Annotated in this window: 21 protein-coding genes and 2 riboswitches; of the genes, 4 read left to right on the top strand and 17 right to left on the bottom strand. The window is 69.4% G+C overall.

The window, feature by feature from the left end:
• Positions 1-342: 342 nt before the first annotated feature.
• From cobA to cobO, 3 genes are read right to left on the bottom strand one after another with little or no spacing between them, the layout of a single operon-like run.
• Entirely contained in the window at positions 343-1,095 is a 753-nt protein-coding gene (cobA, locus tag BUC15_RS15220; protein WP_073189843.1) for a uroporphyrinogen-III C-methyltransferase, read from the bottom strand.
• The gene (gene cobBC / locus BUC15_RS15215; RefSeq protein WP_175558363.1) at positions 1,085-3,481 is read right to left on the bottom strand and encodes a bifunctional hydrogenobyrinic acid a,c-diamide synthase/histidinol phosphate aminotransferase CobBC; all 2,397 of its coding nucleotides are present in this window, start codon (positions 3,479-3,481) and stop codon (positions 1,085-1,087) included. Before cobBC ends, cobA begins: the two co-directional genes overlap by 11 nt.
• Positions 3,475-4,068 (bottom strand): cob(I)yrinic acid a,c-diamide adenosyltransferase, encoded by a 594-nt coding sequence (cobO, locus tag BUC15_RS15210; RefSeq protein ID WP_073189855.1) that lies wholly within the window; start codon positions 4,066-4,068, stop codon positions 3,475-3,477. Before cobO ends, cobBC begins: the two co-directional genes overlap by 7 nt.
• A 71-nt stretch (positions 4,069-4,139) precedes the next feature.
• Positions 4,140-4,284, bottom strand: a riboswitch (cobalamin riboswitch).
• Positions 4,285-4,291: 7 nt separating this feature from the next.
• Here cobO and cbiT point away from each other — a divergent pair.
• Positions 4,292-4,882, top strand: coding sequence for a precorrin-6Y C5,15-methyltransferase (decarboxylating) subunit CbiT (cbiT, locus tag BUC15_RS15205; protein WP_073189841.1), 591 nt, complete (start codon positions 4,292-4,294; stop codon positions 4,880-4,882).
• A 6-nt stretch (positions 4,883-4,888) separates the two neighbouring features.
• On the opposite strand, the gene BUC15_RS15200 is transcribed toward cbiT, so the two are convergent.
• From BUC15_RS15200 to cobI, 9 genes are all read right to left on the bottom strand, one after another.
• Positions 4,889-5,686, bottom strand: coding sequence for an energy-coupling factor ABC transporter ATP-binding protein (locus BUC15_RS15200; protein WP_073189838.1), 798 nt, complete (start codon positions 5,684-5,686; stop codon positions 4,889-4,891).
• The gene (gene cbiQ / locus BUC15_RS15195) at positions 5,683-6,444 is read right to left on the bottom strand and encodes a cobalt ECF transporter T component CbiQ (RefSeq protein ID WP_139280299.1); all 762 of its coding nucleotides are present in this window, start codon (positions 6,442-6,444) and stop codon (positions 5,683-5,685) included. Before cbiQ ends, BUC15_RS15200 begins: the two co-directional genes overlap by 4 nt.
• Positions 6,437-6,763, bottom strand: a complete 327-nt coding sequence (locus BUC15_RS15190) for an energy-coupling factor ABC transporter substrate-binding protein (protein ID WP_073189852.1) — start codon at positions 6,761-6,763, stop codon at positions 6,437-6,439. The genes cbiQ and BUC15_RS15190 overlap by 8 nt, the downstream gene beginning before the upstream one ends.
• A complete protein-coding gene (locus tag BUC15_RS15185; protein WP_073189836.1) occupies positions 6,756-7,436 on the bottom strand; it encodes an energy-coupling factor ABC transporter permease in 681 nt (226 codons plus the stop codon). Before BUC15_RS15185 ends, BUC15_RS15190 begins: the two co-directional genes overlap by 8 nt.
• 703 nt (positions 7,437-8,139) lie before the next feature.
• The gene (locus BUC15_RS15180) at positions 8,140-8,793 is read right to left on the bottom strand and encodes a precorrin-8X methylmutase (RefSeq protein WP_073189834.1); all 654 of its coding nucleotides are present in this window, start codon (positions 8,791-8,793) and stop codon (positions 8,140-8,142) included.
• 3 nt (positions 8,794-8,796) lie between these two features.
• Positions 8,797-10,038 carry a CbiX/SirB N-terminal domain-containing protein gene (locus BUC15_RS15175; protein ID WP_245788008.1) on the bottom strand — a complete coding sequence of 414 codons (1,242 nt, stop codon included), beginning with the start codon at positions 10,036-10,038 and terminating at the stop codon, positions 8,797-8,799.
• On the bottom strand, positions 10,035-12,407 hold the full coding sequence (gene cobJ / locus BUC15_RS15170; protein WP_073189832.1) for a precorrin-3B C(17)-methyltransferase: 2,373 nt from the start codon (positions 12,405-12,407) through the stop codon (positions 10,035-10,037). Before cobJ ends, BUC15_RS15175 begins: the two co-directional genes overlap by 4 nt.
• The gene (cobM, locus tag BUC15_RS15165; protein ID WP_073189830.1) at positions 12,404-13,240 is read right to left on the bottom strand and encodes a precorrin-4 C(11)-methyltransferase; all 837 of its coding nucleotides are present in this window, start codon (positions 13,238-13,240) and stop codon (positions 12,404-12,406) included. Before cobM ends, cobJ begins: the two co-directional genes overlap by 4 nt.
• Entirely contained in the window at positions 13,237-13,980 is a 744-nt protein-coding gene (gene cobI / locus BUC15_RS15160) for a precorrin-2 C(20)-methyltransferase (protein WP_073189828.1), read from the bottom strand. Before cobI ends, cobM begins: the two co-directional genes overlap by 4 nt.
• A 34-nt stretch (positions 13,981-14,014) precedes the next feature.
• Positions 14,015-14,123, bottom strand: a riboswitch (cobalamin riboswitch).
• 113 nt (positions 14,124-14,236) lie between these two features.
• On the opposite strand from cobI, the gene BUC15_RS15155 reads away from it, so the two are divergent.
• Positions 14,237-16,282 carry a solute carrier family 23 protein gene (locus BUC15_RS15155; RefSeq protein WP_073189826.1) on the top strand — a complete coding sequence of 682 codons (2,046 nt, stop codon included), beginning with the start codon at positions 14,237-14,239 and terminating at the stop codon, positions 16,280-16,282.
• Positions 16,283-16,344: 62 nt separating this feature from the next.
• Here BUC15_RS15155 and BUC15_RS15150 read toward each other — a convergent pair whose 3' ends face one another.
• The 5 genes from BUC15_RS15150 to BUC15_RS15130 all read right to left on the bottom strand — a co-directional run bounded on the left by BUC15_RS15150 (position 16,345) and on the right by BUC15_RS15130 (position 21,781).
• Positions 16,345-17,787 carry a cobyric acid synthase gene (locus BUC15_RS15150; protein WP_073189824.1) on the bottom strand — a complete coding sequence of 481 codons (1,443 nt, stop codon included), beginning with the start codon at positions 17,785-17,787 and terminating at the stop codon, positions 16,345-16,347.
• Positions 17,784-18,728: a cobalamin biosynthesis protein gene (locus BUC15_RS15145; RefSeq protein WP_073189822.1), complete on the bottom strand. Its 945-nt coding sequence runs from the start codon at positions 18,726-18,728 to the stop codon at positions 17,784-17,786. The genes BUC15_RS15150 and BUC15_RS15145 overlap by 4 nt, the downstream gene beginning before the upstream one ends.
• A 122-nt stretch (positions 18,729-18,850) precedes the next feature.
• Positions 18,851-19,414: a histidine phosphatase family protein gene (locus BUC15_RS15140; protein WP_073189820.1), complete on the bottom strand. Its 564-nt coding sequence runs from the start codon at positions 19,412-19,414 to the stop codon at positions 18,851-18,853.
• 25 nt (positions 19,415-19,439) lie between these two features.
• Positions 19,440-21,116: an oleate hydratase gene (locus BUC15_RS15135; RefSeq protein ID WP_073189818.1), complete on the bottom strand. Its 1,677-nt coding sequence runs from the start codon at positions 21,114-21,116 to the stop codon at positions 19,440-19,442.
• A complete protein-coding gene (locus tag BUC15_RS15130) occupies positions 21,113-21,781 on the bottom strand; it encodes a TetR/AcrR family transcriptional regulator (protein ID WP_073189816.1) in 669 nt (222 codons plus the stop codon). Before BUC15_RS15130 ends, BUC15_RS15135 begins: the two co-directional genes overlap by 4 nt.
• 169 nt (positions 21,782-21,950) lie before the next feature.
• Here BUC15_RS15130 and BUC15_RS20830 point away from each other — a divergent pair, with 169 nt between their 5' ends.
• Positions 21,951-22,448 (top strand): DedA family protein, encoded by a 498-nt coding sequence (locus tag BUC15_RS20830; RefSeq protein ID WP_245788007.1) that lies wholly within the window; start codon positions 21,951-21,953, stop codon positions 22,446-22,448.
• A gap of 29 nt (positions 22,449-22,477) precedes the next feature.
• Positions 22,478-23,521 (top strand): magnesium and cobalt transport protein CorA, encoded by a 1,044-nt coding sequence (locus BUC15_RS15120; protein ID WP_175558362.1) that lies wholly within the window; start codon positions 22,478-22,480, stop codon positions 23,519-23,521.
• Positions 23,522-23,910 lie beyond the last annotated feature (389 nt).

Here is a 23,910-nt window from a genome sequence, read left to right as displayed (position 1 = left end):
TTTGCATCCGTGGCCCGCACCCCCGAGCCGTCCGACTCCGACGCCGTCGAAACCCCCGTCAGCTGGGCCCAGATTTGAGCAGGATCTGTAACTCATTGAAGCAACGACGGTGTTGTCTGCTGACGATGCCAGCATCTGGCCAATGAGCAGTAGATCCTGCTCATTTGCGTGCTTGGCCTGACGAAACCATCGGACCTTGCCGCGGAGTCTCTCAAGATGCTGTCGTCGGGAATCTGCCCCGGGCGCGAGGTGGTTTCAACACGCCTTGCTCGTCCCTCACAAGGCGGCTCAACCGGCGCGGGGCCTTGCTCGTCCCTCACAAGGCGGCTCAACCAACGCGGATCAACCCACCGCGGAGAAGTCGAATCCGGCGACCTCACCGACCACCACGATCGCAGGCGGCCGCACCCCCTCGACCTCGGCCACGTCACCGACCTCTCCGAGCGTGCTGCTCAGCCGGTGCTGGTGCTCGGTCGACCCGTCCGAGACGATGGCCGTCGGCGTGGTGGCCGACAGGCCGGCCCCGATCAGGTGCGCCGCGATCAGGGGCAGGTTCTGCACCGCCATCAGCAGCACCAGTGTCGTGCCGGAGCGGGCCAGCGCATCCCAGTTCACGTCGCTGCGCGGATCGCCCGGCGGGACGTGTCCGCTGACCACCGTGAACCCCTGCGACATGCCCCGGTGGGTCACCGGGATGCCGGCCAACGCGGGCACCGAGACGGCCGACGTCACCCCGGGAATGACCCGCACCGGGACCCCCGCCTCGGCGCAGGCCAACCATTCCTCTCCCCCACGACCGAAGACGAAACTGTCACCGCCCTTCAACCGCACGACCTTCAGCCCCTTGCAGGCCCGGTCGACGAGCAGGGCGTTGATGTCCTCCTGAGGCGTGAAGTCGCCCCTGGGGATCTTTCCGACGTTGACGAGCTCGGCGTCGGCGCGGGTCTCCGCGAGCGCCGCGTTTGCCCCGAGTCGGTCGTGGACCACGACGTCGGCCTGCTGGATCGCGCGGAGCCCGGCTACGGTGAGCAGGTCTGGATCGCCCGGGCCACCACCGACCAGGACGACCTCTCCGGGGGTCAGTTCAGACTGCATGCTCTTCCTTGATCTCGTTGAGGGCCTCGACGAGGCCCTGGTGTGTCTGGGGGTCGCGGACCGCGAGACGTAGCCACGTCGGGCCCAGGCCTGGAAAACTCTCACCCCGACGCACAGCGTAGCCGTGGGCCGCCAGGTCACCGCGCAGCGACCGTGATGCGATGGAGACGGTGTCGACCAGCACGAACGGTGCCGCACCGTCGACCGGGTCGAGCCCGAGGGATCGGAGCCGATCGGCCAGGTCAATCCGTCCGACCTCGGCGGCCCGGGCCAACTCCTCGGATTCGTCCCGACGCTGGGGCGTCAGGCAGGCGCACATGGCCGCGATCGCCGGGGTCGAGACCGACCAGGGCGCCTGCTGCCGCGTCAGGAGCGCTATCAGGGCGGGGTCTCCGACCACATATCCTGCGCGGATCCCCGCAAGCGCCCAGGTCTTGGTCAACGACCTGAGTACCAATCGTCCCGGCATCTCCGGCTCGATCAACGTCTCGGGTTCCCCAGGCACGGCGTCCAGGAAGGCCTCGTCGACGACGAGCACACGGGCCCGCAGCGCAAGCAGCACGTCGCGGGTGTGCAGCACCCCCGTCGGATTGGTTGGGTTTCCCACGATCGTCAGCTCGGCGGCGGGAACACTCCCCGCCGACAGCCGGAATCCATCGACGGCGCCAAGCAGGTGGCGCCTCGGACGCCGACCGGCGGCCAGCAGCGCGGCCTCCGGTTCCGTGAACTGTGGGTGGATGATCAGCGAGTCACCGGGGATGCCGCGCGCTATGAGACTGAACGCCTCGGCCGCACCCGCGACCGGCAGCACCATGGCCGGGTCGACGCCGTGATACCTGGCGATCGCCTCGCGTGCCGGTGCCGTATCGGGATAGGCGGCCCAGTCGGCGTCACGGGTGATCGCATCCTGCAACCAGCTGGGTGTCGACGGTTGCCGCACGTTGACTGCGAGGTCGGTCAGGCCGGGGGCGAGGTCGCGGTCGCCGTGGTGATCGAGATCTTGTTCGAGCCTCTCAGGCTCCGACAGTGCTAGTCGCGCGGGGGCCGTCGCCCAGCCGTTGCCCACAAATGCGTGCGCCGCGTCGGCGAACCGCTGGGCCAGCTGCGGATGCCCGGCCCAGTGCACGTGCAGGTACGAGGCGCTGAGGCTCGGCGAGGCCACCCCGTCCGGTCGACCGTCGAGCAGCCAGGCCGGGGAGTCGCCGACCGTAGCCTGCGTCCGGTGGAACTCGTGCCCGGTGACCTGCTCACCGACTCGCCCCAGCAGGTTGTCGGCGTCGCTGGTGGCCGTGCGGTAGCCCATCGTGAGACGCCCCGTCATCGCGGCGGTGCCGGGCAGGGCACCGGCCATGGGGCGACCGTCGAGCTCGTCGCCAAGGTAGAGCAGGCCCGCGCACTCGGCGACCGTCGGGAGCCCGGCCTTGACGGCGGCAGCGATGTCGGCGAGCAGCGCCTTGTTGCCCGCCAGCTCCTCGGCGTGGATTTCGGGGAACCCGCCGCCGATCCACAGCCCGGCGGTGCCTTCGGGAAGGGAGGTCGCCGTGAGCGGATCGAAGGCCACCGGGTCGCACCCGGCCGCCACGAGCAGTTCGTCGGTCTCGGGGTAGCGGAAGGTGAACGCGCGTCCACCGGCGATCGCGATCCGCGGCCTGGCGGTACCCGACGGGGAGACGACGGCTGCCGGATCCCATGGCGAAACATCAAGGACCGGCGCCAGGGACGCGACGGCCAGGACGGCGTCAAGGTCGACGTAGCGCGCCACCGTCTCCCCCATCGCCCGGATGCCCGCGTCGTCGCGTTCGGCCGCGGGCACCAGCCCGAGGTGCCGGGATGGAGCCTCGATGTCGAGGTTGCGGGGCAGCGCCCCCAACACCGGGACGCGCAGCGCGTCACGCACCTCCCGCTCGTGACGCTGGCTGCCGACCTGGTTGATCACCACTCCCGCGATCTGGATGGCCGGGTCGAACGTGGACATGCCGTGCACCAGCGCACCGATGCTGCGCGACGTGTGCCGGACGTCGACCACCAGCACCACGGGGGCGTCGATCAGGCCGGCAACGTGCGCCGTCGACGCGAAGCCCTCGGTGCCGAGCCTCCCGTCAAACAGTCCCATGACGCCCTCGACGACCGCGACGTCTGCACCTTCGGCGCCGTGGGCGAACAGCGGCGCGACCAACTCTTCGCCCGTCAGGAAGGGGTCGAGGTTGCGCCCCGGCCTGTCGGCGGCCAGGCCGTGGTAGCCGGGGTCGATGTAGTCGGGGCCGACCTTGAACGGCGCAACCGCCAGGCCGCGGTCCCGCAGCGCCGCCATCAGACCGGTCGCGACCGTCGTCTTGCCCTGCCCGGAGCTGGGCGCGCCGATCACGACGCGGGGCACGCTCACCATTCGATCCCCGCCTGCCCGCGCTGTCCCTTGTCGAACGGGTGTTTGATCTTGCTCATCTCGGTGACCAGATCGGCGATCCCGATGATCTCCTGCGGGCACCCCCGCCCCGTGATCACGACGTGCTGTGTGCCGGGACGCGACGCGAGGGTGTCGACGACGTCGGCCAGGTCGAGCCACCCCCTGGCGACCGGGTAGGTGAACTCGTCGAGCAGCCAGAACCGGTGTCGTTCCTCGGCCAACCCCGCCTTGATCGCCTCCCAACCCTCGACGGCGGCAGCACGGGCATCGGACGGATCGGTCGCCTTCGACCAGGACCAACCGGTGCCCATCCGCTCCCAAGTGACATCGCCGCGGAGCTCACCGAGGGCCAACAACGCGTCGCGTTCCCCCGGCTTCCAGGCCGCCGATTTTACGAACTGGTAGACGCCGATCGGCCAGCCCTGCGCCCAGGCCCGCAGCGCCACGCCGCAGGCGGCGCTCGTCTTACCCTTCCCGTCTCCGGTGTTGACCATCAGGACGGGACGGTTGCGGCGCTCCTTCGTGGTGAGGCCGTCATCGGGATCGACCGGGGTCGCCCCGCGGCTCATCGTGGCCACCGGCAATTGGGGAGCATCTGGATTCTTCCTCCTGCAGGTCCGCGCCTGCGTTCATGTTCGGTGCGGCACTGCCGCAGTCGATTCCGATGCCCTGGCTCGCTACCTCAGGCAGCTCACAGTGGCGGGACCGCTCCGGATTCGCACCGGATTCCTCGTCATCGACAGGGTTCATCCTGTCACGGCCGAGTCGGCCGGGGCAGGCTAGGGTCTGCTTGTGATCATCGACCGCGACTGCTCCCTGCTCGGCAACGCCCCTGGCCTCCCCGACGACGCATTCGAAAGCGACGGACTCATCACCAAGAGGCATGTCCGCGCCAGCGCACTGGCCCACCTGCGACCCATGCCAGGTCAGCTTCTCTGGGACGTCGGCACCGGGGCCGGATCCATCGCCATCGAGTGGTGCCGGGGCGCCGAAGGAGCCAAGGCGATCGGCTTGGAGCGTCGCGCCGACCGGGCCGAGCGGGCGCTGCTCAACGCCGACCGGCTGACCCGGGGCGGGTCATTCTCCGTGATCCTCGGTGAGGTCTCCGAGTCCCTGCCCATGTTGCCCGCCCCCGACGCGGTCTTCGTCGGCGGCGGGGGCACCATCGAGGTGTTGGAGGTGGCGATGGAGGCCCTCAAGCCGGGGGGCCGTCTGGTGGTACACGGCATCACGCTTGAGGCGGAGGCGTTGTGTGCCGAGGCCCACGCGACCTGGGGTGGGCAGGTGAGCAGGATCCAGGTAGAGACGCTCGAACCGCTCGGCTCGCTGCTCGGCTGGAAACCGGCGCGCACCGTCACCCAGTGGGCCGTCGTCAAGGAGTGAGAGCCGCTACCGGCCGATCCTTGTCAGGACATCGTCGATGGTGCGTGGCAGCGGGTCGACCGGGAGCCCCAGCCGGGTGACAAGTTCCAACTGCCAGGGCATCCGCAGCCTCGCCGACCGGATGAGCGCCGCGTCCAGCAGCAGGCTCGGCGTGCCTTGCCGGACACCGCCGTCGCTTACCACCGCCACTTCGTCGGCCCAGCTGAGCGCTAGGTCGACGTCGTGCGTGGCGAGCACAACCGTCGTTCCCAGCCCGGCGAGTGTGGCCATCAGTTCGGCGACGCCGACGGGATCGAGACCTGCCGTCGGCTCGTCCAGCAGCAGTACCTCGGGGCGCATCGCGACGGCACCCGCGATGGCGACCCGCTTGCGTTCCCCGTAGCTGAGCTGGTGGGTGGGTCGCTCGGCCAGATGGGTCACCGACAGGAGGTTCAGCGCCTCCTCGACCCTTGCCCACGCAGTCGCCTCGTCCAGGCCGAGGTTGAGCGGGCCGAACGACACGTCCTGCGTGACGTCGGCGGAGAACAGCTGGTCGTCCGGGTCCTGCAGCACCAGTTGGACGTGGCGCCGATGCTCGCGGAGGTTGCGGCGATCGTGCCTGAGGTCCTGCCCGCCGAACCGCACGACCCCGACGGAGGGCTCGAGGGCGCCTGACAGGGCGCTGAGCAGGGTCGTCTTCCCCGAGCCGTTCGCCCCCAACAACGCGATCCGACTACCGCGCCGGATCGTCAGGCTCGCGTCGCGCAGCACCACGTGGTCATGGAATCCAAGGGTGACGGCGGCGGCCTCAAGAAGCGCGGTCATGCCAGCACCCAGCACGTCGCCCACACCCCTGCAACGCTGGCCAAGCTCACGCCGATGAACGGCCAACTCCTGGCGCGCCTAGGGCTGAGCGTTCGGAGCGACTCCTCGTAGCCACGCCCCTCGAGGCCGCGCTGCAGGTTGGTGGCCCGCTGCCAGCTTCGCAGGATGATACTGCCGATGGTGGAGGCCAGCGCGTGCCAGCGCCGTCGCCAGGACGCGGCGTCCCCCAGCCGGGCGACCTGCGCCTGACGCACGGCGAGAGTGGTCGACAGCAGCACGAACAACAATCGGTAGGTCAGGGAGGCGATGTCGAGCAGCGGGTCGGGAACCCGGAGGGCGCGCAGCCACGTGATGACGTCGACCATGGGTGTCGTGGTGGCCAGCACCATCAGCGCAAGGGTGCCGGCGATGCCGTGGGCGATCAGGCCGAGGGCTGTGGTCGCCCCGTCGGCGTTGATGCGCACCGGGCCGATGCCCCATCCATCGCCGCCCAAGTGGATCGCCACGGGCAGGGCCCCGATGATCAGGAAGGTGACCGGCGCGATCATCACCGTCGCGAGCAGGCTCGCCCGGATCCGGGCGGGTCCGAGGATGAGGAACACGGAAAGGCAGGCGACCAGGACGCACCCGGGCCAGGGCGGGGTCAGGAGGGCGGTGAGCACCAAGGAGACGCTCAGCAGCACCTTCTCCCCCACGCGACGCCGCCGCCAGGGGCTGGCCCAGGCGGCGTCGTCGATGGTGGTGTCGTGGCTAGTCACTGTCGGCCGTTGCGAGCTCCTTGCGGGCAGCGGCCCGGCCTCGGAGCTGGCCGAGCGCGAACCCGAGAATGGCGCCACCGAGTCCCGCCTGCAAGGCAAACAGGCCGGATTCGATCTCGCCCGAGCCCGGCTCGAAGATCGGGCTGAACCAAGGCTCCACGCCCTGCTCCTCGAGGATGGCGGTGACGGCGGAGTCGGTGCCTCCGAACGACTCCTCCCCGTCTGCCGGTTCGGGTGCCATCGAGAAGCTGAACACGAAGATCACGACGATGATCGCGACCAGTCCGAGGCCGATGAGCCAGTCCTTGCGCTTAAACATGTGCGACCTCCTTCTCCTTGAGGACCCCGAGGCGGAGCAGTTCGGGTGCGGCGACGCGGGTGAAGAACCCGAATAGGAGCACGCCGAGGACACCTTCGGCGACCGCGAGGGGGATCTGGGTGACGGCGAAGACAGTGAGGAACTTCGTCAGGGCCCCGGCGAAACCGCTGGCCGCGTCGGGAAACGCGATGGCCAGTTGGACGGAGGTGACGCAGTAGGTGACGAGGTCGGCCACGGCCATGGCGAAGAACACCCCGACCCAGGCTGGTGCCGAGGTCCTGCGGATCAGTTTCCAGATGCCGTAGCCCGCCCACGGCCCGGCGATCGCCATCGAGAAGACGTTGGCGCCAAGCGTGGTGAGGCCGCCATGGGCCAGCAACAACGCCTGAAACAGAAGCACTATCGTCCCCAGGAACGCCATCACCGGCGGTCCGAAAAGGATGGCGCCGGCGCCGGTGCCCGTCGGGTGCGACGAACTGCCGGTCACCGACGGCAGCTTGATGGCCGAGAGCACGAAGGTGAAGGCGCCAGCGGCCGCGAGGAGCAGCTTGTTCTCGGGCGATTCCTTGGCTTTGGCTATCACGGCGCGGGCACCGTGGATGACGAACGGCGCCGAAGCCGCGAACCATACGGCGCATTGGATGGGTGGTAGGAACCCTTCAGCGATGTGCATCGCTCTCCTTCCGACGGGATTGCGCGTCCCGTGCGATCAGGTCGAGCAGATCGAGTTCCTGACTTCCACCCGCGGGGTGGCTCACAGTGGCGCGACCGTCCCGGAAAACTCCCGGGTTCCTCTTTGCTGCTCGAATGATTGTTGGTGGTGCCAGTCTCGCATGCCGGACCGCTGCCTGGTCGACCGGGGTGGGGTACGTCCCAGCAGCCGGTTGACCGGCCTCGCGAGGTGCGAACGAGGCCCCGCGCCGGTTGAGCCGCCCGGCGAGCTCTGCGAGCAGGCGTGACGAAACCACCCCGCGCACGGTGCAGAATCCTGGCCACAAGTCCCGAGATGACGCCTACTTTGCCTTAACATCGCGATGTTGGTTCATCCATGAACGAACATCGCGATCCTAAGGCGCGCGAACCCTTGGGAGAGCCTGAGTGAATGGTCACGATGGTTTCGTCACGGTCCCCGGCGCTCCGCGCGGCGGGACCGGCTCAACCGACGCGCTGGTTGAGCCGCCCGGCGAGCTCTGCGAGCAGGCGTGTCGAAACCACCCCGCACACGGCGCAGGGAGCCAACCAAAGGTCCCCGGACAAAGGTCACGATGGTTTCGACGCGGGCGTTCGCAAGCTCACGGCCCGGCTCAACCGACGCACAGCCCAGCTCAAAGGACGCACGGCCCAGCTCAACCTACGCTCAACCGACCCCGACCGAATCAGTCCTGACGCGAGGTGTTGGTCAACTCATCGGTGCTGGCGATCGCGTTGACGGCGGCCACCGTCATGGCGCTCCCGCCCCGGCGACCCCTGACGACCAGGTAGTCCAGCCCGAGCGGGCTGTCGATCAGGGCCTCCTTCGACTCCGCCGCCCCGACGAAGCCGACCGGGATCCCGATCACCGCGGCGGGGCGCACCCCCGTCGCCGCGACCACTTCGAGCAGCCGGAACAGCGCGGTGGGCGCGTTCCCGATCGCGACGACGGCGCCCTCCAGGCGCGGAAGCCACAGATCGACCGCGGCCATGGTCTTGGTGATCTTCTCCCGCTCGGCGACCCGGGCGACCTCCGGGTCCTTGATGTGGCAGATCACGTCGTTGTCGCGCGGCAGTCGCGAACGGATGATGCCGGTGGCCACCATCGACGAGTCGCACAGGATCGCTGCCCCCGCTCGCAGGGCCGTGTTGGCGGCGGCGACCACCCCGGGCGTGAAGGCGACGTCGTCGGCGATGTCGGTGGCCCCGGCCGCGTGCACCATCCGCACCACGGCCCGGCTGACATCGGCCGGGAAGCGCTCCAGGTTCGTCTCGGCTCGGATGATCCGGAACGACTCCTCGTAGATCTCGCTGCCCGTCTGCAGGTATGCGTCGGCCACGGTTCAGCCCTCCGTCAGCGCGGAGAAGATGGCCTGGCGCACCGACTGGGACGCGAAGATCGCGTCGCGCACGGTTCGGGAACGGCGCGGCTCCCGGTTGCCGATGACGGCGACGCTCACCCCGCCCGCGCTGTGTGACGCGGCCGTCCAAGCCGACCCTCGCCGGGCGTCGTCGGCCCGCACGCAGAACGTGTGCTCGGCCTCGGCATCCGCGGCGACCCTGGCGTTGACCTCGGGATCATCGGTCGAGGCGAGCGCGTACCAGGCGCCGTCCAGGTCGCCTTCCTGATAGGGGCGCGGCAGCCATTCGAGGGCGCCATCCTCTGCGAGACGCCGGAGCCCGCCCGTCGCCTCGGGCGCGATCAGGGTGACCTTGGCACCCGAGTCGAGCAGCCGTGGCACGCGCCTTGCCGACACGCGTCCAGCGCCGACGACGACGACGCTGCGGTCGTCGAGGAGCAGGCCGGTCAGGTAAGCGGGCGACCCGGACGGTGAGGCGTCCGGCAGCGTCTCGCGGTACCGGTCGACGACCACCTCCGCCAGCTCGTCGCAGTCGCCGATCACCTCGGCGACCCGAACCTGAGCGTAGGGGTGAGCGTCGGCCCAAGCCTCGGACTGTTCGATGGTCCACTGCCTGAGTCGGCCGGGGAACAGCCAGTGCCCCATCACCACAAGTTGCCGGGCCCCCGCTGCGTAGGCCCGGTCCAGGGCCTCTGGCAGCGAGGGGCGGGTGACCTGGATGAACGCGGCCTCCACGTCGGCCCAGCCACCCTCCTCGTAGTGCATCCGGGCGAGCCGGACGTGGTCGGCGTTCGCGTCCGGCACCAGGGCACCGCGTCCGACGAACACCAGCGTTGTGCGGGCCGGGTCCCAGTCGCCGAGGGCCGCTGCGATCCGGTCCCGGACCACCGAGACGAGGCGCGGGTCGGCACCGAGGTGGCCCGCGTAATCGATCCGCGCGGCAGGCACGTGCTGAAGGGCTTCCGCGATGAACTCGGGGATGTCGCTTCGCACATGACCACCGGTGCCGAGCATCAGGGGCACCACCACCGCCCGGTGCCCCGGTCCGTCGGTGAGGACCTCGGTGAGCGCCTCAGGGATCGACGGTTCGCTGAGCTCTACGAAACCCAGCGCGACCTTGGCGTCGGGCAGCATCCCGGCGACGCGCTCGGCGAGGCTGCGGCACACGGCCTCACCTTCGGCGTCCCGGGTGCCGTGCGCGGCGATGATCAGGGGCGTGCTCACTTGGTCTCCTCCTCGGCCGATTCCGGCATCCACTTGTAGTCGCGGGGCGTCACCATGCGGCGCTCGCCGCCGCCCGTGGTCACGTACCGGGTGGTCGATGAGCCGACCACCACCAGCGAGTTCATGTCGACCCATTCCGGCCGGAACTCCTCCAACGTGCTCATCAGCACCTTCTGCCTGGCCCGGTCGGCCTGCTGCACCACCGCGATGGGGGTCTCGGGGGCGCGCTTGGCGCCGAGGATCTCCAGGGCGCGCGGCAGGTGCATCAACCGGGTGCGGCTGCGCGGGTTGTACAAGGCGACGACGAAGTCGCCGTCGGCCGCGGCGAAGAGCCGCTTCTCGATGTTGTCCCAGGTGGTGTGCAGGTCGGAAAGCGAAAGCGTCACGTGATCGTGGCCGAGCGGCGCCCCGAGGATCGCCGAGACGGCGAGGCTGGCCGTCACCCCCGGCACGATCTCGACGTCGATGCCATCGGTGCCCTGCTCCAGCACCGGGCTGGCCATGGCGTAGATCGCGGGGTCGCCGCCGCACACCAGCGCGACGTTCTCCCCGTTTCGGGCGGCGTCGATCGCGGCGGCGGTGCGGGCCTCCTCGGTGCCCATCTTGGAGGCGTAGATGCGGGTGCCGGGGCGGGCCAGGTCGCGGATCTGCTTGACGTAGGGGCCGTAACCGACGATGAAGGTCGCCTGCCGCAGCGCGTCCTGCGCCCGTTGGGTGAGCAGGTCACGCGACCCTGGGCCGAGCCCGACGACGCTGAGCTTGCCGCGCGCCGGGATGCGTCCGACGGCGCACGTCGCGTCCGTGTTGCGCTGCTTGGTCACGATGAGGTCGGCGCCGTAGGCCAGCACGGACGCCTCGGACACCGAAGGGGTGCCGACGTGCCCCTGCACCAGGGCGCTCGGGGTGGGCACCTCGAAGGTCGCCAACTCGTCAGCCGGATAGTCGATCAGCGGGACGCCCAACTGTTTGACCAGCTTGAGGAACCCGATCTCGCCAGCCTTGACGTCGACGGTGGTGATGGCCGCGACCGAGTCGATCGACAGGCCCGCCTCGGCGAGCGTCGCGTCGAGCAGGGCGCGGATGGTCTCGACATCCGTGCCCCGGTTGCAGCCCATGCCCACCACGAGGCTCCTGGGGTGCAGCACGACCGTCGGCAGTTCGGAGGCCGGCGCCTCGTCCAGGTCCGTCACGACGATCCGGGCGACCGGGTCGACGGCGTCGACCGTCACGTTCGCGGGCAGCGGCGGCAGCGGCCAGTTGTCCGTCTTCTCCACGACGACCGGTCGGCCGTCGATCAGGGCGCGGGTGACGCCGGCGACGTCGCCCGAGTACGGCCAGCCGAGGGTGTCGAGCGCCGGCAGGTTGAGGGCGTCGGTGGCGGTCGTCAGCACCGCGGTCGCCCCGATGCCCGCCGAGATCCGGCGGGCCAGGTCATTTGCTCCCCCGGCGTGCCCGCCGACCAGCGGGACGGCGAACCGCCCGGCCTCGTCGACGACAACCACCCCGGGGTCGGTCTTCTTGTCATGCAGCAGCGGCGCGACCAGACGCGTGGTGGCCCCGAGCGCCAGGTGGCTGACGATCAGGTCGCATTCCGCCCAGGCCCTCGGCAGCTGTTCGGAGGCGGGGCCGTCGTAGCGGATGGAGGCGACACCGAGGGCGCCGTCGATCTGGTCGGCGTGGTGGCGCGCGGCCGGGGAGTTGGTGAGCTGCCCGACCACGGGCTCATCGTCGAGCGACCGCGCGAAGGACGCGCCTGAGATCAGCGCCCTGGTGTCTGGGGTGCCGTCGAGGATCAGCACGACGTTCGGCTCCACGACGTCGTCGACGGCGAGGGCCTCCGATGCGCTCAGCACGCGCACCCGCTCGTCGGCCTCGCCGACCCGCTCCGCCAGCACGAAGTGACGGCCGAGATGGCCGACGGCGGCCGCGAGCTCCTTGACCCCTGCGCCTTGCGAAGTGAGCACCGCGACCTTCGGGTGCCACTTCGCGGCGGCGACGGCCTCGTCGATCGGCTTGCCGTGCGCGGAGACCACGAGCGCGTCGTCCCAGGGCAGCGCGACGGCGGCGAACGCGGCGGCGACGGAGCTGACCGCGGGGACCACCTTGACGCGGTGGCCCGCCATCCGGATGCGGCGCACGATCCCGTGAAATCCGGGGTCACCGCTGGCGACGACCAGGGCGTCCTGGTCGGGCCGGAGTGCGGCAAGCCGCTCCAGCGCCGGCGTCAGCGCGCCGAGGACAACCTGGCGTTCCTCCTCGACGCCGAGGTCGGCGAGGTGGCGGCGCCCCCCGACGACCAGGGTCGCGGTGCGTGCCAGTTCGCGGGTGGCGGGCGTCAGCTCGCCGAGATAGCCGTGGACGTGGATCATCGCTGTTCCTCCAGTGAGACGGCGCCGGCCCCGTGGGCGCGAAGTTCGGTTTGGGCGTCGGCCTGCGCGGCGCGGTACTCGTGCCGGAAACCTGGATGGTAGAGGTGGCTGCGGGTGCCGCTGTGTCCCTCGGCCAGCGCCGGGCCGACCATGACGATGGTGTGCTTCCACAGCTTGCGTTCGCGCATGGTGGCCGAGAGCTCGGCCAGCTCACAGCGCAGCATCAGCTCGTCTGGCCAGGTCACCCGGTAGCCGATGATGCAGGGGGTCTCGGGCGGGTAGCCACCGGCAAGGAGTTCGTCCTGAAGCTGCTTGTTCCGGGCCGCGGAGAGGTAGAGCGCCATGGTCGCTCCGTGGGCGGCGAATCCGCGGACGGTCTCGCGGGGAGGCATCGGGGTGCGCCCGCCCTCAAGCCGGGTGAGGATGAACGACTGGCACACCTCGGGGATCGTGATCTCGGCGTTCATCCGGGCCGCGGTGGCCGAGTAGGCCGAGACGCCCGGGACGGTCTCGAAGTCGAGCCCGAGCTGGCGGCACATCTCGTACTGCTCCCCCGTCGCGCCGTAGATCGAGGGGTCTCCGGTGTGTACGCGCGCCACCAGCAGCCCTTCATCGGCCGCCCGACGGTAGTGGGCGGCGGTGTCCTCCAACGCCTCGGATGCCGAGTCGACCACGAGGGCGCCGGGCTTGGTGTTGGCGACTATGCCGGGATGCACCAGGCTTGAGGCCCAGATGACGATGTCGGCCTGGGCTATGACGCGGGAACCGCGCACGGTGATCAGGTCGTCGGCGCCCGGGCCGGCGCCGACGAAGACGACCTTCCCGCGGTTCACAGCCGCCCCCCGGTCGTCCCGTTGCGGGTCGCTGGGGCGAGCACGGTGGAGAAATAGGGTGCGGCGCGGTCATCGTCGAGTTCGCTCAGCCGGTGAAGCTCCTGGTGTTCGAGGCCCAGGTTGACGCCGAGCACAGCGTCGCGCTCCTTTGCCCGGATCGTCGCGGCGACCTCGGGCATCCGCCGTCCGCCCTTGTAGGCGACGACGGTGTCGACGACGTCGAGCAGCTCCCCGAGCTTCTCAAGGCCCGCCGTGACCGGCACCAGCGCAAGCGTCTCGGTGCCCTCGACCAGCGGCGTTCGGCTTTCGGCCGCGAGCGCCTGCATCGCGGTGATGCCGGGAACGACCCCCACCTCGACATCGGGCATCAGTTCGACGACGTGCGCGGCCAGGTAGGAGAACGTCGAGTAGACGCTCGGGTCGCCCACCGTCGCGAAGGCGACCACGGCTGCGCCGTCGCGGAAGGCCTCGACGGCGGCGTCCGCTGAGGCCTGCCAGGACGCCTTGCGCTTCTCGCTGATCCCGCGCCTGCAGGCCATTGAGAACGGGATCCGCACGATCCGCGCCTCGGGGCAGTTCGCGGTGACGATCTGTTCGGCCCGGCCGGGGCCGTCGCCGGATTCCTCCGTCGCGGGCACAAGGACCGCGTCGGCCGCGCTCAACAATCGGACCGCCTTGACGGTGATGAGTTCTGGGTCGCCGGGGCCTACGCCTACGCCGACGAAAAGATGGTGCGCCACTTGGGTGCCTTGCCTTTCTGGGTTCCTCGCCCATGGAAACGACTCGCACGAGACGAGTTCCTGACTCCCCCGACGGGGTAACAGTGGCGGGACCGTGCCGGATTTCCACCGGCTTCCTCGCGACCTCGTGCGCTGCCAAGTCTGGCAGACTTCGCGCCCCGGCTGGGCGCCGGGGTCGACTTGGTCGAAGGATCGGCCGTCGTCCCACCGGGGGCCGCCCCTCTACGACAATATGTAGGAGAGTAGTATCCGGGCAGTGCAGATCGCAGGTGTAGAAGTTCCGCTGACATCCTTTCGCGCGCTTCTCCCCTCCCGCGACGACTACCGGGGGCTGAAGAAGCGGCTCCCTTCAGAGTTGGTCGCAGGGCTCACCGTCGGCATCGTCGCGCTTCCGCTCGCGCTCGGCTTCGGTGTCGCCTCCGGTGTCGGCGCCGCCGCCGGTCTCGTGACGGCCGTCGTCGCAGGCGTCGTGGCCGCGATCTTCGGCGGTTCGCACCTGCAGGTCTCGGGCCCGACGGGTGCCATGACGGTGGTGCTGCTGCCGGTCGTGGCCCACTACGGCGTCGACAAGGTGCCGCTGCTGGCCATCATGGCCGGGCTGCTCGTGGTGGTCATGGGCATCACCGGCATGGGCCGCACGGTCGACCTCATCCCATGGCCGGTGGTGGAGGGGTTCACGTTCGGCATCGGCATCATCATCGCTTTGCAGCAGATCCCCCTTGCCCTCGACACCCCGAAGGGAGACTCGGAGTCGACGCTGGTCTCGAGTTGGCAGACGCTGCTCGCGACAGACTGGGTCAAGGCCATCGCGCCGCTCGGCGTCGTCGCCGGCGTCGTCGTCATCCACCTGATCCTGCAGCGCTTCGCGAAGGCCCTGCCCGCATCCCTGATCGCCATCGTCGTGGCGACGCTGGTGGCGCAGGTCGCCGGGCTCCCCGTGCTGCGCATCGGAGAACTCCCCGCGAGCCTTCCCGTGCCGAGCGTGCCGGACTGGTCCTGGCAGCTGGTCACCCAGCTCGCGGGCCCGGCCGTGGCGGTGGCCGCGCTCGCCGCCCTCGAATCGCTGCTGAGCGCCCGCGTCGCCGACGGCTTCGTGCCGGAGGTTCCCCGCACCAATGCGGACCGCGAGCTGTTCGGGCAGGGGCTGGCCAACATCGCCTCCGGCTTCTTCGGGGGCCTGCCCGCCACCGGCGCGATCGCCCGCACCGCCGTCAACGCGCGGGTCGGCGGCCGCACCCGGGTCGCCGCCATCACCCACGCGCTGGTCCTGGTAGTCGTCATCTACGCGCTCGGCCCGCTGGTCTCCCTGATCCCGCTCTCGGCGCTGGCCGGCGTGCTCATCATGACGGCGTTGCGGATGATCAACCTCGGGGTCGCCGGGCGCATCTGGCGCACCACACGCTCCGACCGGGTGACGTTCATCGCCACGCTCGTGACCACGGTCGTCCTCGACCTCATCACCGCGGTCCTGCTCGGCGTCGCCATGGCCGCGATCCTCAGCCTTCGCCACCTGGCCTCGACCTCGGCCGTGCGCCGCGAGTACCTGCCCGCCTCCACCCCGGACGGCCTCGTGGATTTCCCGACACACGCCATGCACGACACGGTGGCCATCTTCCGGATCGACGGCGCCCTGTTCTACGGCGACGCGCGGCGCTTCATCGACACCGTCAGCTCGGTCGACGACGTCCGTGGGGTCATCGTCCGAGCGCACCGGACCCGGGTGCTGGACGCCTCCGGGTCGGAGGCCCTGCGCGAGGTCGGCGAGACGCTGCGCCGACGCGGGATCCCCATGGTGGTGCAGGGCCTGGCCGGGCCTCAACTGAGGATCGCAATCGCGGCCGGAGCCATCACGCCCGACCGACACTCGGAAGATCTGCCGGGAGCCATCGACCTGATGTGCGACCTGCTTGGCGCTCCCGCACACGCCGTCGTCACCGGCGGCAGCACCGAGATCTTCAGCTACGGCAGCTTCACCCAGACCGAGGTCCACCGGCGCGTCTACGGGCGCCGCCTGATCGGCCAGCTCGACTCGCTACCGGGCTACCGCCTACGGCTGATCGACGTGCCAGAGCATCAGAGCGAGGTGCTGGGCATCACGAGCCAGCCCGCCGCGATGCCAGGAAACCCGGACGACCTGGTCGCAGGCAAGCGCTACCGGATCGAGGAATCGGAACTGGCCGCCGTCGACGCCATCAACGCGCCCCTGTTCCGCCGCGAGTGGCTCGAGTTGGCCTCAGGCAAGTCGGCGTGGGTGTTCGTGGCCCGCGACGGGGTCCTTCACAGAAACGTCGATTCGACGTAATCGTCGAGGCTCGATGGCGCTTCCCGCAGAGGCCATCACGTCACCTCCTGTTACCGATCGAGCTACCTCGCCAGGTTCAGCAACTCATCGACCCGGATGTGCTCCTCGATCGCGTCGGCGGTCGTCTCGATCATCTGCTCACGCAGGGCACCGAAACCGGTGCCGCCGGAGCGTGGCAGCCACGACGACCCGGCCTGGCTCGCGACCGCCGTCAGCCAGGCGCGGCGGAAGTCGTCGCACTCCAGAGACCCGTGCCACATCGTCCCCCACACCGCGCCGACGTGCGCGCCCTCGAGGAAGTGCTCGACGCCGGGGTCGACGGTGGGGCGGCCGTGGTGGATGGTGTAACCGTCGACCGGGTGCCCGCGCCAATTTCCAACGGGGCGCCCTAACACCTTCTCCGCATGGAACTCGATGTCGACGGGCAGCAGCCCGAGGCCGGTCGCGACGCCGCTCCCCTCCACGTCGTCGTCGATGGTGCGCGCCAACATCTGGAACCCTCCGCAGATGCCGAGCACGGCGCGACCCGCTTCGGCCCGGCGGGCGACGGCCTCCGCGATGCCGGTCTCGCGGAGCCAGGCGAGGTCGTCGAGGGTGGCGCGGGTGCCGGGCAGGACCGCCAGGTCGGCCTCCTCGACCACACGGGGGTCGAGCGTGACCTCGACGGTCACCCCTGGCTCCTGCGCCAACGCGTCGACGTCGGTGGCGTTCGAGATCCTGGGCAGCCGGACGACGGCGACGCGCAGGTCGCCCGGGTCGGAAGCTCCGCCGTCGTTGCGCCAGCGGCCGACCTCGAGGGCGTCCTCGCCGTCGATCCAGACGCCGTTCAGCCAGGGCAGGACCCCGAAGTCGGTCAGCCCGGTGCGGGCGGTGATTTCCTCGAGACCGGGCTCGAGGATGGCCTGGTCGCCGCGGAACTTGTTGATGATGTAGCCCCTGAGCAGGGCGCGGTCGGCGTCGTCGAGCAGCCCCCAGGTGCCGAAGATCGACGCCAGCACCCCGCCCCGGTCGATGTCGCCGATCAGCGCGACGGGGAGATCAAACCGCCTGGCCAGGCCCATGTTGGTGTAGTCGCCGACGCGCAGATTGATCTCGGCGGGCGATCCTGCCCCCTCGCAGATGACGAGTTCGTGCGTGGCGGCGAGCTCCTCGTAGGCGGAGAACGCGGACTCGGCGAGATGACGGCGGCCGGTGGTGTATTCGCCTGCCTCGAGGGTGCCGTAGGGCTGCCCGCGGAGCACCACGAAGCTGCGACGGTCGGTGCCCGGCTTCAGCAGGACGGGGTTGAGGACCGCCTCGGGCGCAACCCCGGCGGCGATAGCTTGCAGGTACTGCGCGCGCCCGATCTCGGAACCGTCCAGGCACACCATCGAGTTGTTGCTCATGTTCTGTGCCTTGAATGGGGCGACGTCGATGCCTCGGCGGCGCGCCACCCGGCACAGCCCGGTCACGAACAGCGACTTGCCCGCGTCCGAGGAGGTGCCAGCGATCAGGAGTCCGGTCATCGGCGGGCCTTTCCAGAGGCGAGGAGTGCCGCCGCCGCCACACCGGTGACGGCGGCGGTGACGAGGGTGACGAGCCGGGCGGCCCTGCGCAGTTCGGCGGACCTCGGCCGCGGGCCGTCGCCCAGGAGGTCCCGGGTCTCGGTGCGGGAGAAGTAGACGTTGGTGCCGCCGAGCTGCACGCCGAGAGCCCCGGCCCAGGCCGACTCGCACCAGCCGCCGTTCGGGGAAGGGTGTTTGGCGCCGTCGCGGCGCATGGTGCGCCAGGCGCGGGCCCGGTCGCCCCCGACGGTGGGGGCCAGGGCGCAGGCCGCGGCGCCGGTGAGCCGTGCGGGCACCCAATCGGCGGCGTCGTCGAGGCGGGCTGCGGCGGTGCCGAAGCGGCGGTAGCGGTCGTTGAGGTGGCCGACCATGGCGTCGAGGGTGTTGAGGCAGCGGTGGACGACCAGGCCGGGAATGCCGAGCAGCGCGCCCCAGAAGATCGAGGCGACCGCGGCGTCTGCGGTGTTCTCGGCCATCGACTCGACGGCGGCGCGGGCCAGTTCGGGCTCGTCTAGCCCTGCCGGGTCTCGGCCGCAGAGGTTGCCGAGTCGTTCGCGGGCGCCGTCGAGGTCGCCGGAGTCGAGCTTGTCTGCCATGAGTTCCCCCTCGCGCGCGAGGCTGCGTGCGCCGACGACCGCCCAGGTGGTGAGCGCGGTCGCGAGGGTGTGGGCCACGGGGTGTTTCCGGGTAAGCCGCTCGACGGCGATGGCGGCGACGGCTACGGGGGCGACGGTGGCGGCCACGTGCCGGGCCCCGGCGAGGGTGTCGTCGGAGTAGGTGTGCCGCTCGACCCGGGTCGCCCAGGTGCCGAACCAGGCGACGGGGTGGTGCTTGGTCGGGTCGCCGAAGACCCGGTCGGCGACGACCCCCAGGGCTATCCCGACCGCTCGACTAGAAAGCATGGCCGCGACGCTAGCACGCCCGGCTCGGCCGGGTGAGGGTGTGCCCTTGAGCACTATCCCGGGTTCGATTGCGATGTGACCGCAAACATGGCCCGTTTTGACGATCGAACCCGGGATAGTGCTCATCGTCCCAGCCAACCACGGGTCTCGATGTGGCCGTTTGGCCAGGTCGACCAGGCGTCCCAGTCGATGTCGCGGTGCGTCCCACCGTCGAGCAGCGTGATCAGCACCTTGAGCGTGTCGCCGTGCGAGACGACCAGCACCTCATCGTCGACGCCGAAGCGACCCGCCAGGTCGGCCAGGAGTGGACGGAGCCGGGCCGCGACGTCGGCCATCGACTCGCCGCCTCCCCAACGCACCTCCGAGACGTCCATCCCCGGCGGGGTCTCCTCCGCGACCAGCTCGTCGTAGCGGAGCCCCTCCAACGCCCCGAGCCCCACCTCCCGCAACCGCGGCTCGGGTTCGACCCGGAGCCCCTGCCCGGTCGCGACGACGGTGGCGGTATCGAGGGCGCGCACCTGGTCGCTGCTGAGCACCGCCATCAGCCGACGGTGTGCCAACGCGTCGCGCGCACCCTCGGCCTGCGCCACCCCCAGCGGGGTGAGGGGCACGTCCATCGTCTGGCCCTGGAGCCGACGCTCCAGGTTCCAGGTCGACTGGCCGTGGCGGAGCAGGTGGAGCAGCACCCGCCGGAGTCTACCGGCGTCGCGCTCAGCGGAACATCGTCACCGCGGCGCGGGCGAGGATGCGCGGGTCCTTCTCATAGTGGTGCAGCTTCGTCAGCTCCAACGGCAGGCCGAGCAGGGTGTAGACGGCGACCTGCGCGGCCCGCACGGAGTACTGCTCGGTGAAGACCATGTCGAAGGGCATCTCGACGAACTGGCTGATGAAGGCCAGGTTCTTCGAGTTGGCCGGCACGACGGCCGGGCGGTCGCCCTGCGCCCGGCACGCGAACAGCGCGCTGGCATAGGGCATGTGGGCGGGCACCACGTTGACGATCGATTCCCAGATCTCGTCGGTCTTCGACGCGATGGTCACGGCCCTGGTGTCGACCCGGTCGAGCTGTCCGAGCACCTCGGTGAGCATCTCACGTCCGGTCATCTCGATGAACGGCTTCTTGACGAAGTCGCCCACCCGCCGGGGGTACAGGCTGTAGCCCCACAACACCGTCTCATTGGGCTTCTGGGCCGCGAAGTGCGGCTGGTGGTGGACCACCAGCGAGATCAGGGCCGAGCTGTCGACGAAGGTGTTGAGCGCGTTGCCCGGCTCCTGGCGGGTGATCGCGGAGATCTCGTTTACCAGCAGGTGATTGTCGGTGGTGATGGAGAAGCTCGTCCACTCGCTCTGGGTACGGTCCGCGAAGAACTTGTCGGGGTTTCCGAGACCGTAGAACTGCCCGGTGGCCTGCTTCCACAGCGCGGCCGACGGGGCGTAGCGGGTGTCCTCGACGACGGCGGTGTCGAGGTCGCCCAGCGACGTCGAGTCGGTGATCGACCCGTTGGTGCAGAAGACCAGGTCGCCGTCGGCCACGTCGATGCGGCCGGGCGCGTCGTGGTTGTCGACCTCGAGGTACTTGAGCCCGACGACGCGGATCTCGTCGCGCATGGGGTCGTCGTCGGCGAAGACGAACTCGGTGACCATCCGGTTGTCGATGAACTCGACGCCCTTGTCGCTCAGCCAGGCCCGCATCGGCAGGATGATGGACTCGTACTGGTTGTACGGGGTCCGGGTGACCCCCTCCAGGGTGTTGATCCGGCTGAACTCGAGGATCATCCGGTTCATGTAGCGACGCAACTCCATGGCCGAGTCGTTGCGCAGGAACGCGAACGTGGTCTCCCACATCCTCCAGAAGTTGGTCGTGAAGAAGTGCGGGCTGGAGGCGAACCAATCCTCGATGCTGACGTCGGAGAGCTGGTCCTCCTTCGACTCCGGCAGCGTCATCAGCTTGGTCAGCAGCAGGCGGTCGGCGTTGTCGAACTGCATGTGCCGGTAGTCGTCGGCGTCTCCCCTGGTGCGCGGACCGTCGGCGTCGAGCAGGCGACCGATGTCACGGGTGGGGTGGGCGTGGTCGAAGTCGAGGATCTCCTGGGTGACCGAGCGGCCCGGCGCGTTGAGGCTGGGGATGGTCCCGAGGATGTCCCACAGGTTCTCGTAGGTCTCCTCGTTGAGCATGCGTCCGCCCCGGTTCACGAAGCCTGCATTGTTGGTCAGGGCCTGGTGACCGTATTCGCCTTCGTAGGCGCTTGCGCGGTCGCCGTCGTTCGCCCCGTGCTTGTCGAGGCCGAGGATGGTGATCTGGGAGCCGTCCCAGTGGCCGTCTCGGATCAGGTAGACCGCGGCGGAAAGGCTGCCGATGCCGGCGCCGATCAGGTATGCCTTGCGGGTCATGAGTTCTTGTCTCCTTGGGTTTCGGTGCCCGTGATGTGGACGGGCGCGGTGTTTACGGTGTCGAGGAATCCCCGGACCACGAGCGCCACCTGGGCACGCAGTTCTTCGGGGGTCGACTTGTCGGGGTGCGCGTGCGTGGAAGGCTCAGCCAGGGCCAGATGGAGGCCACCGAAGATCAGCCGGGCGGCACGGTGCGCTTCAGCAGATGAGGCCTCAGCAACCTGCGCCGACTGCATCAGGACGGTCGCGATCGACTCCTCAAGCCCTGCGACGAGGCGCAGCCCCTCCTCGCGGTGGAGCATCACGCCGTGCCCGAACAGCAGTTCACGCTGGTACGCGATGGCGTTCTCGGGCTGCCGTGCGTTGAACTCGAGGACGGGTGCGATGAGCGCGTACGCCGCCTCGGCGGGATTCGCCACTCTGGCGGCGACCCGCCTGCCCTCCTCGATCGCCGTCCCGAACTCCTCGTTGTAGACCATCAGCAACAGGTCGGCCTTGGTCCTGGCGTATCGGAAGAGGGTGCCCGCCGCCACGTCGGCCGCATCGGAGACGGCCTGGGTGGTCACGGCCGCATAGCCGCCTCCGCCGAACAGACGGGAAGCTGCCGCCAGGATCCGGGCGCGCTTGGCGTCCATGTTTCGGTCCCTTCGAGGTTTGACCTCCATGACCCACCTCCTAATGAGTGGCCTCACTAATGAGTGTACTCATTAGAGGCGCGTTTGCAAATGCAACCGGGAAGACCCCTTGTCGTCCAGCCGATTTTCGCCACGTGGGGATTTCGGAAACTGCCGCTAGACTGACGGCTCCGGTACCTCAGCCACCCAGGAGCGCCTTGTGTTCAACCCCATGACCTGGGATGCCCCCTACCTCGTGGTGGTCGCCGCACTGTTCGTGATCGTGATGCTCCGCGCGAACGGCACCTACTGGCTCGGCCGCGGGATGACGGCGGGCGCGGAACACACCCGGCTCGCCAAGCTGCTGCGCTCGAAGCACTACGCCAACGCTTCGCGCTGGCTGAACCGGTGGGGCGCGCCCGCGATCTCCCTGTCCTTCCTCACCATCGGCATCCAGACCGTGATCAACCTTGCGGCAGGCGTGACCCGGATGCCGCTTCGCCGCTACCTGCCGGCAGTCACCGTCGGAGGTCTGCTCTGGGCCTTCCTGTACGGCACCGTCGGCTTCATCGGATGGGCCGCCGTCGTGAAACTCTGGCAGTTCTCCCCGCCCCTGCTGGTCGGCGTGTTGCTGCTCGCCGCGGGTGGGATCGCCTGGTCGCTCCTGCGTCGGGAAACCCCAGCAGAGGTGCATGCCGAGTCGCTGCCCCGGGGGTAATCTGGGCACGACCGACGAGGAGGCAGCTTGTGAGTGACCTGCCATCCACCGTTTCCTCGATCGTCGACATCGGGATCTACGTCGACGGGCTGAGGGTCGAGTCGCCGCCCACATACGAGGACCTGTTCGCAGGATTGGACCGCCACCCGGACGGCTTCGCCTGGGCCGGGCTCCTGCGGCCGAGCAAGGCTGAGATGGAACTCCTGGCCAGCCAGTTCTCCATCAGCCCCCTCCTCGTGGAAGATGCGGTGGTCGCGCACCAGCGCCCCAAGTTCGAGCGCTACGGAGACGTGGGCTTCCTCGTCTTGCGCGCTGCGGACTACATCGAGCGCAGCGAGTCAGTCGCCTTCGGCGAACTCCATGTCCTGGTCAGCGACCGGCTCGTGATCACCCTCAGACATTCCGCCACACCCGACCTGACAGAGCTTCGTGGCTCACTCGAGCGGCAGCCCGAGTTGCTGGCCATCGGGCCACGAACCGTACTCCTCCATCTCCTTGACACCGTCGTGGACGACTACAAGCCGGTCGTTCTAGGCATCGAGAACGACATCGACGAGATCGAGACCCAGGTCTTCGGCGGCAGCACGCAGGTGTCCAAGCGCATCTACCAGCTCTCGCGCGAGGTGATCGACTTCCAGCGTGCCGTCCGGCCGCTGCGCGAGATCATCGCCGAGATCCGGACGGACCGGCTTCTCGTCGACGCCCCTGTCCTGGTGGGCCAGGAACTGCGCGACATCGAGGACCACGCGATCATGACCGACGAGCGGGTCGAGATCCTCCGGGAGACGCTGAAGGGCACCCTCGACCTGAACATCGCGCTGCAGACGCAGCGGCAGAATGAGGAGGTCACCAACATGACGGCGGCCAGCCTGAAGCAGGCCGAGGACTCGCGAAAGATCGCGGCCTGGGCTGGCGTCTTGTTCGTGCCGAGCCTGGTGGCAGGCACCTACGGCATGAACTTCGTCAACATGCCCGAGCTCCACTGGCAATTCGGCTACCTGTGGGGGTTGGGGCTGATGCTGTTCACCGGCTTCACGATGTACGTGGTCTTCAAGTGGCGCGACTGGCTCTGACCGGCGTCGTGAGCTACGTGGTCTTCAAGAGACGCGACCGGCTCTGAGCGGAGTCGAGAGCTACGTGGTCTTCAAGAGACGCGACAGACTGAGACGCCGGCGTCGAGAGCCACGTGGTCTTCAAGAGACGCGACAGGCTGAGACCCCGGCGTCGAGACCTACGTGGTCTTCAAGACGCGCGACAGGCTCTGACCCGACGTCGAAAATCGACCAGTGGTCGATTCTGGTGTGTCTCCCCGGGAAAATCGACCAGAGCCTGGGTGCCACTGCCGCGCTTCCGCCTTCAGCTTCGGGCAGTGGCCGATACTCGACCCCAGACGGATCAGAATCGACCACTGGCCCATTCTCGCGGGCAGTCCGACGACGGCCGGGGAGTCCGACGGCATCCA

Source organism: Tessaracoccus bendigoensis DSM 12906, assembly GCF_900141915.1.
Taxonomy (GTDB): domain Bacteria; phylum Actinomycetota; class Actinomycetes; order Propionibacteriales; family Propionibacteriaceae; genus Arachnia; species Arachnia bendigoensis.
Note: the sequence above shows the minus strand (reverse complement) of the source record. Positions and strands in the feature narration are given on the sequence as shown.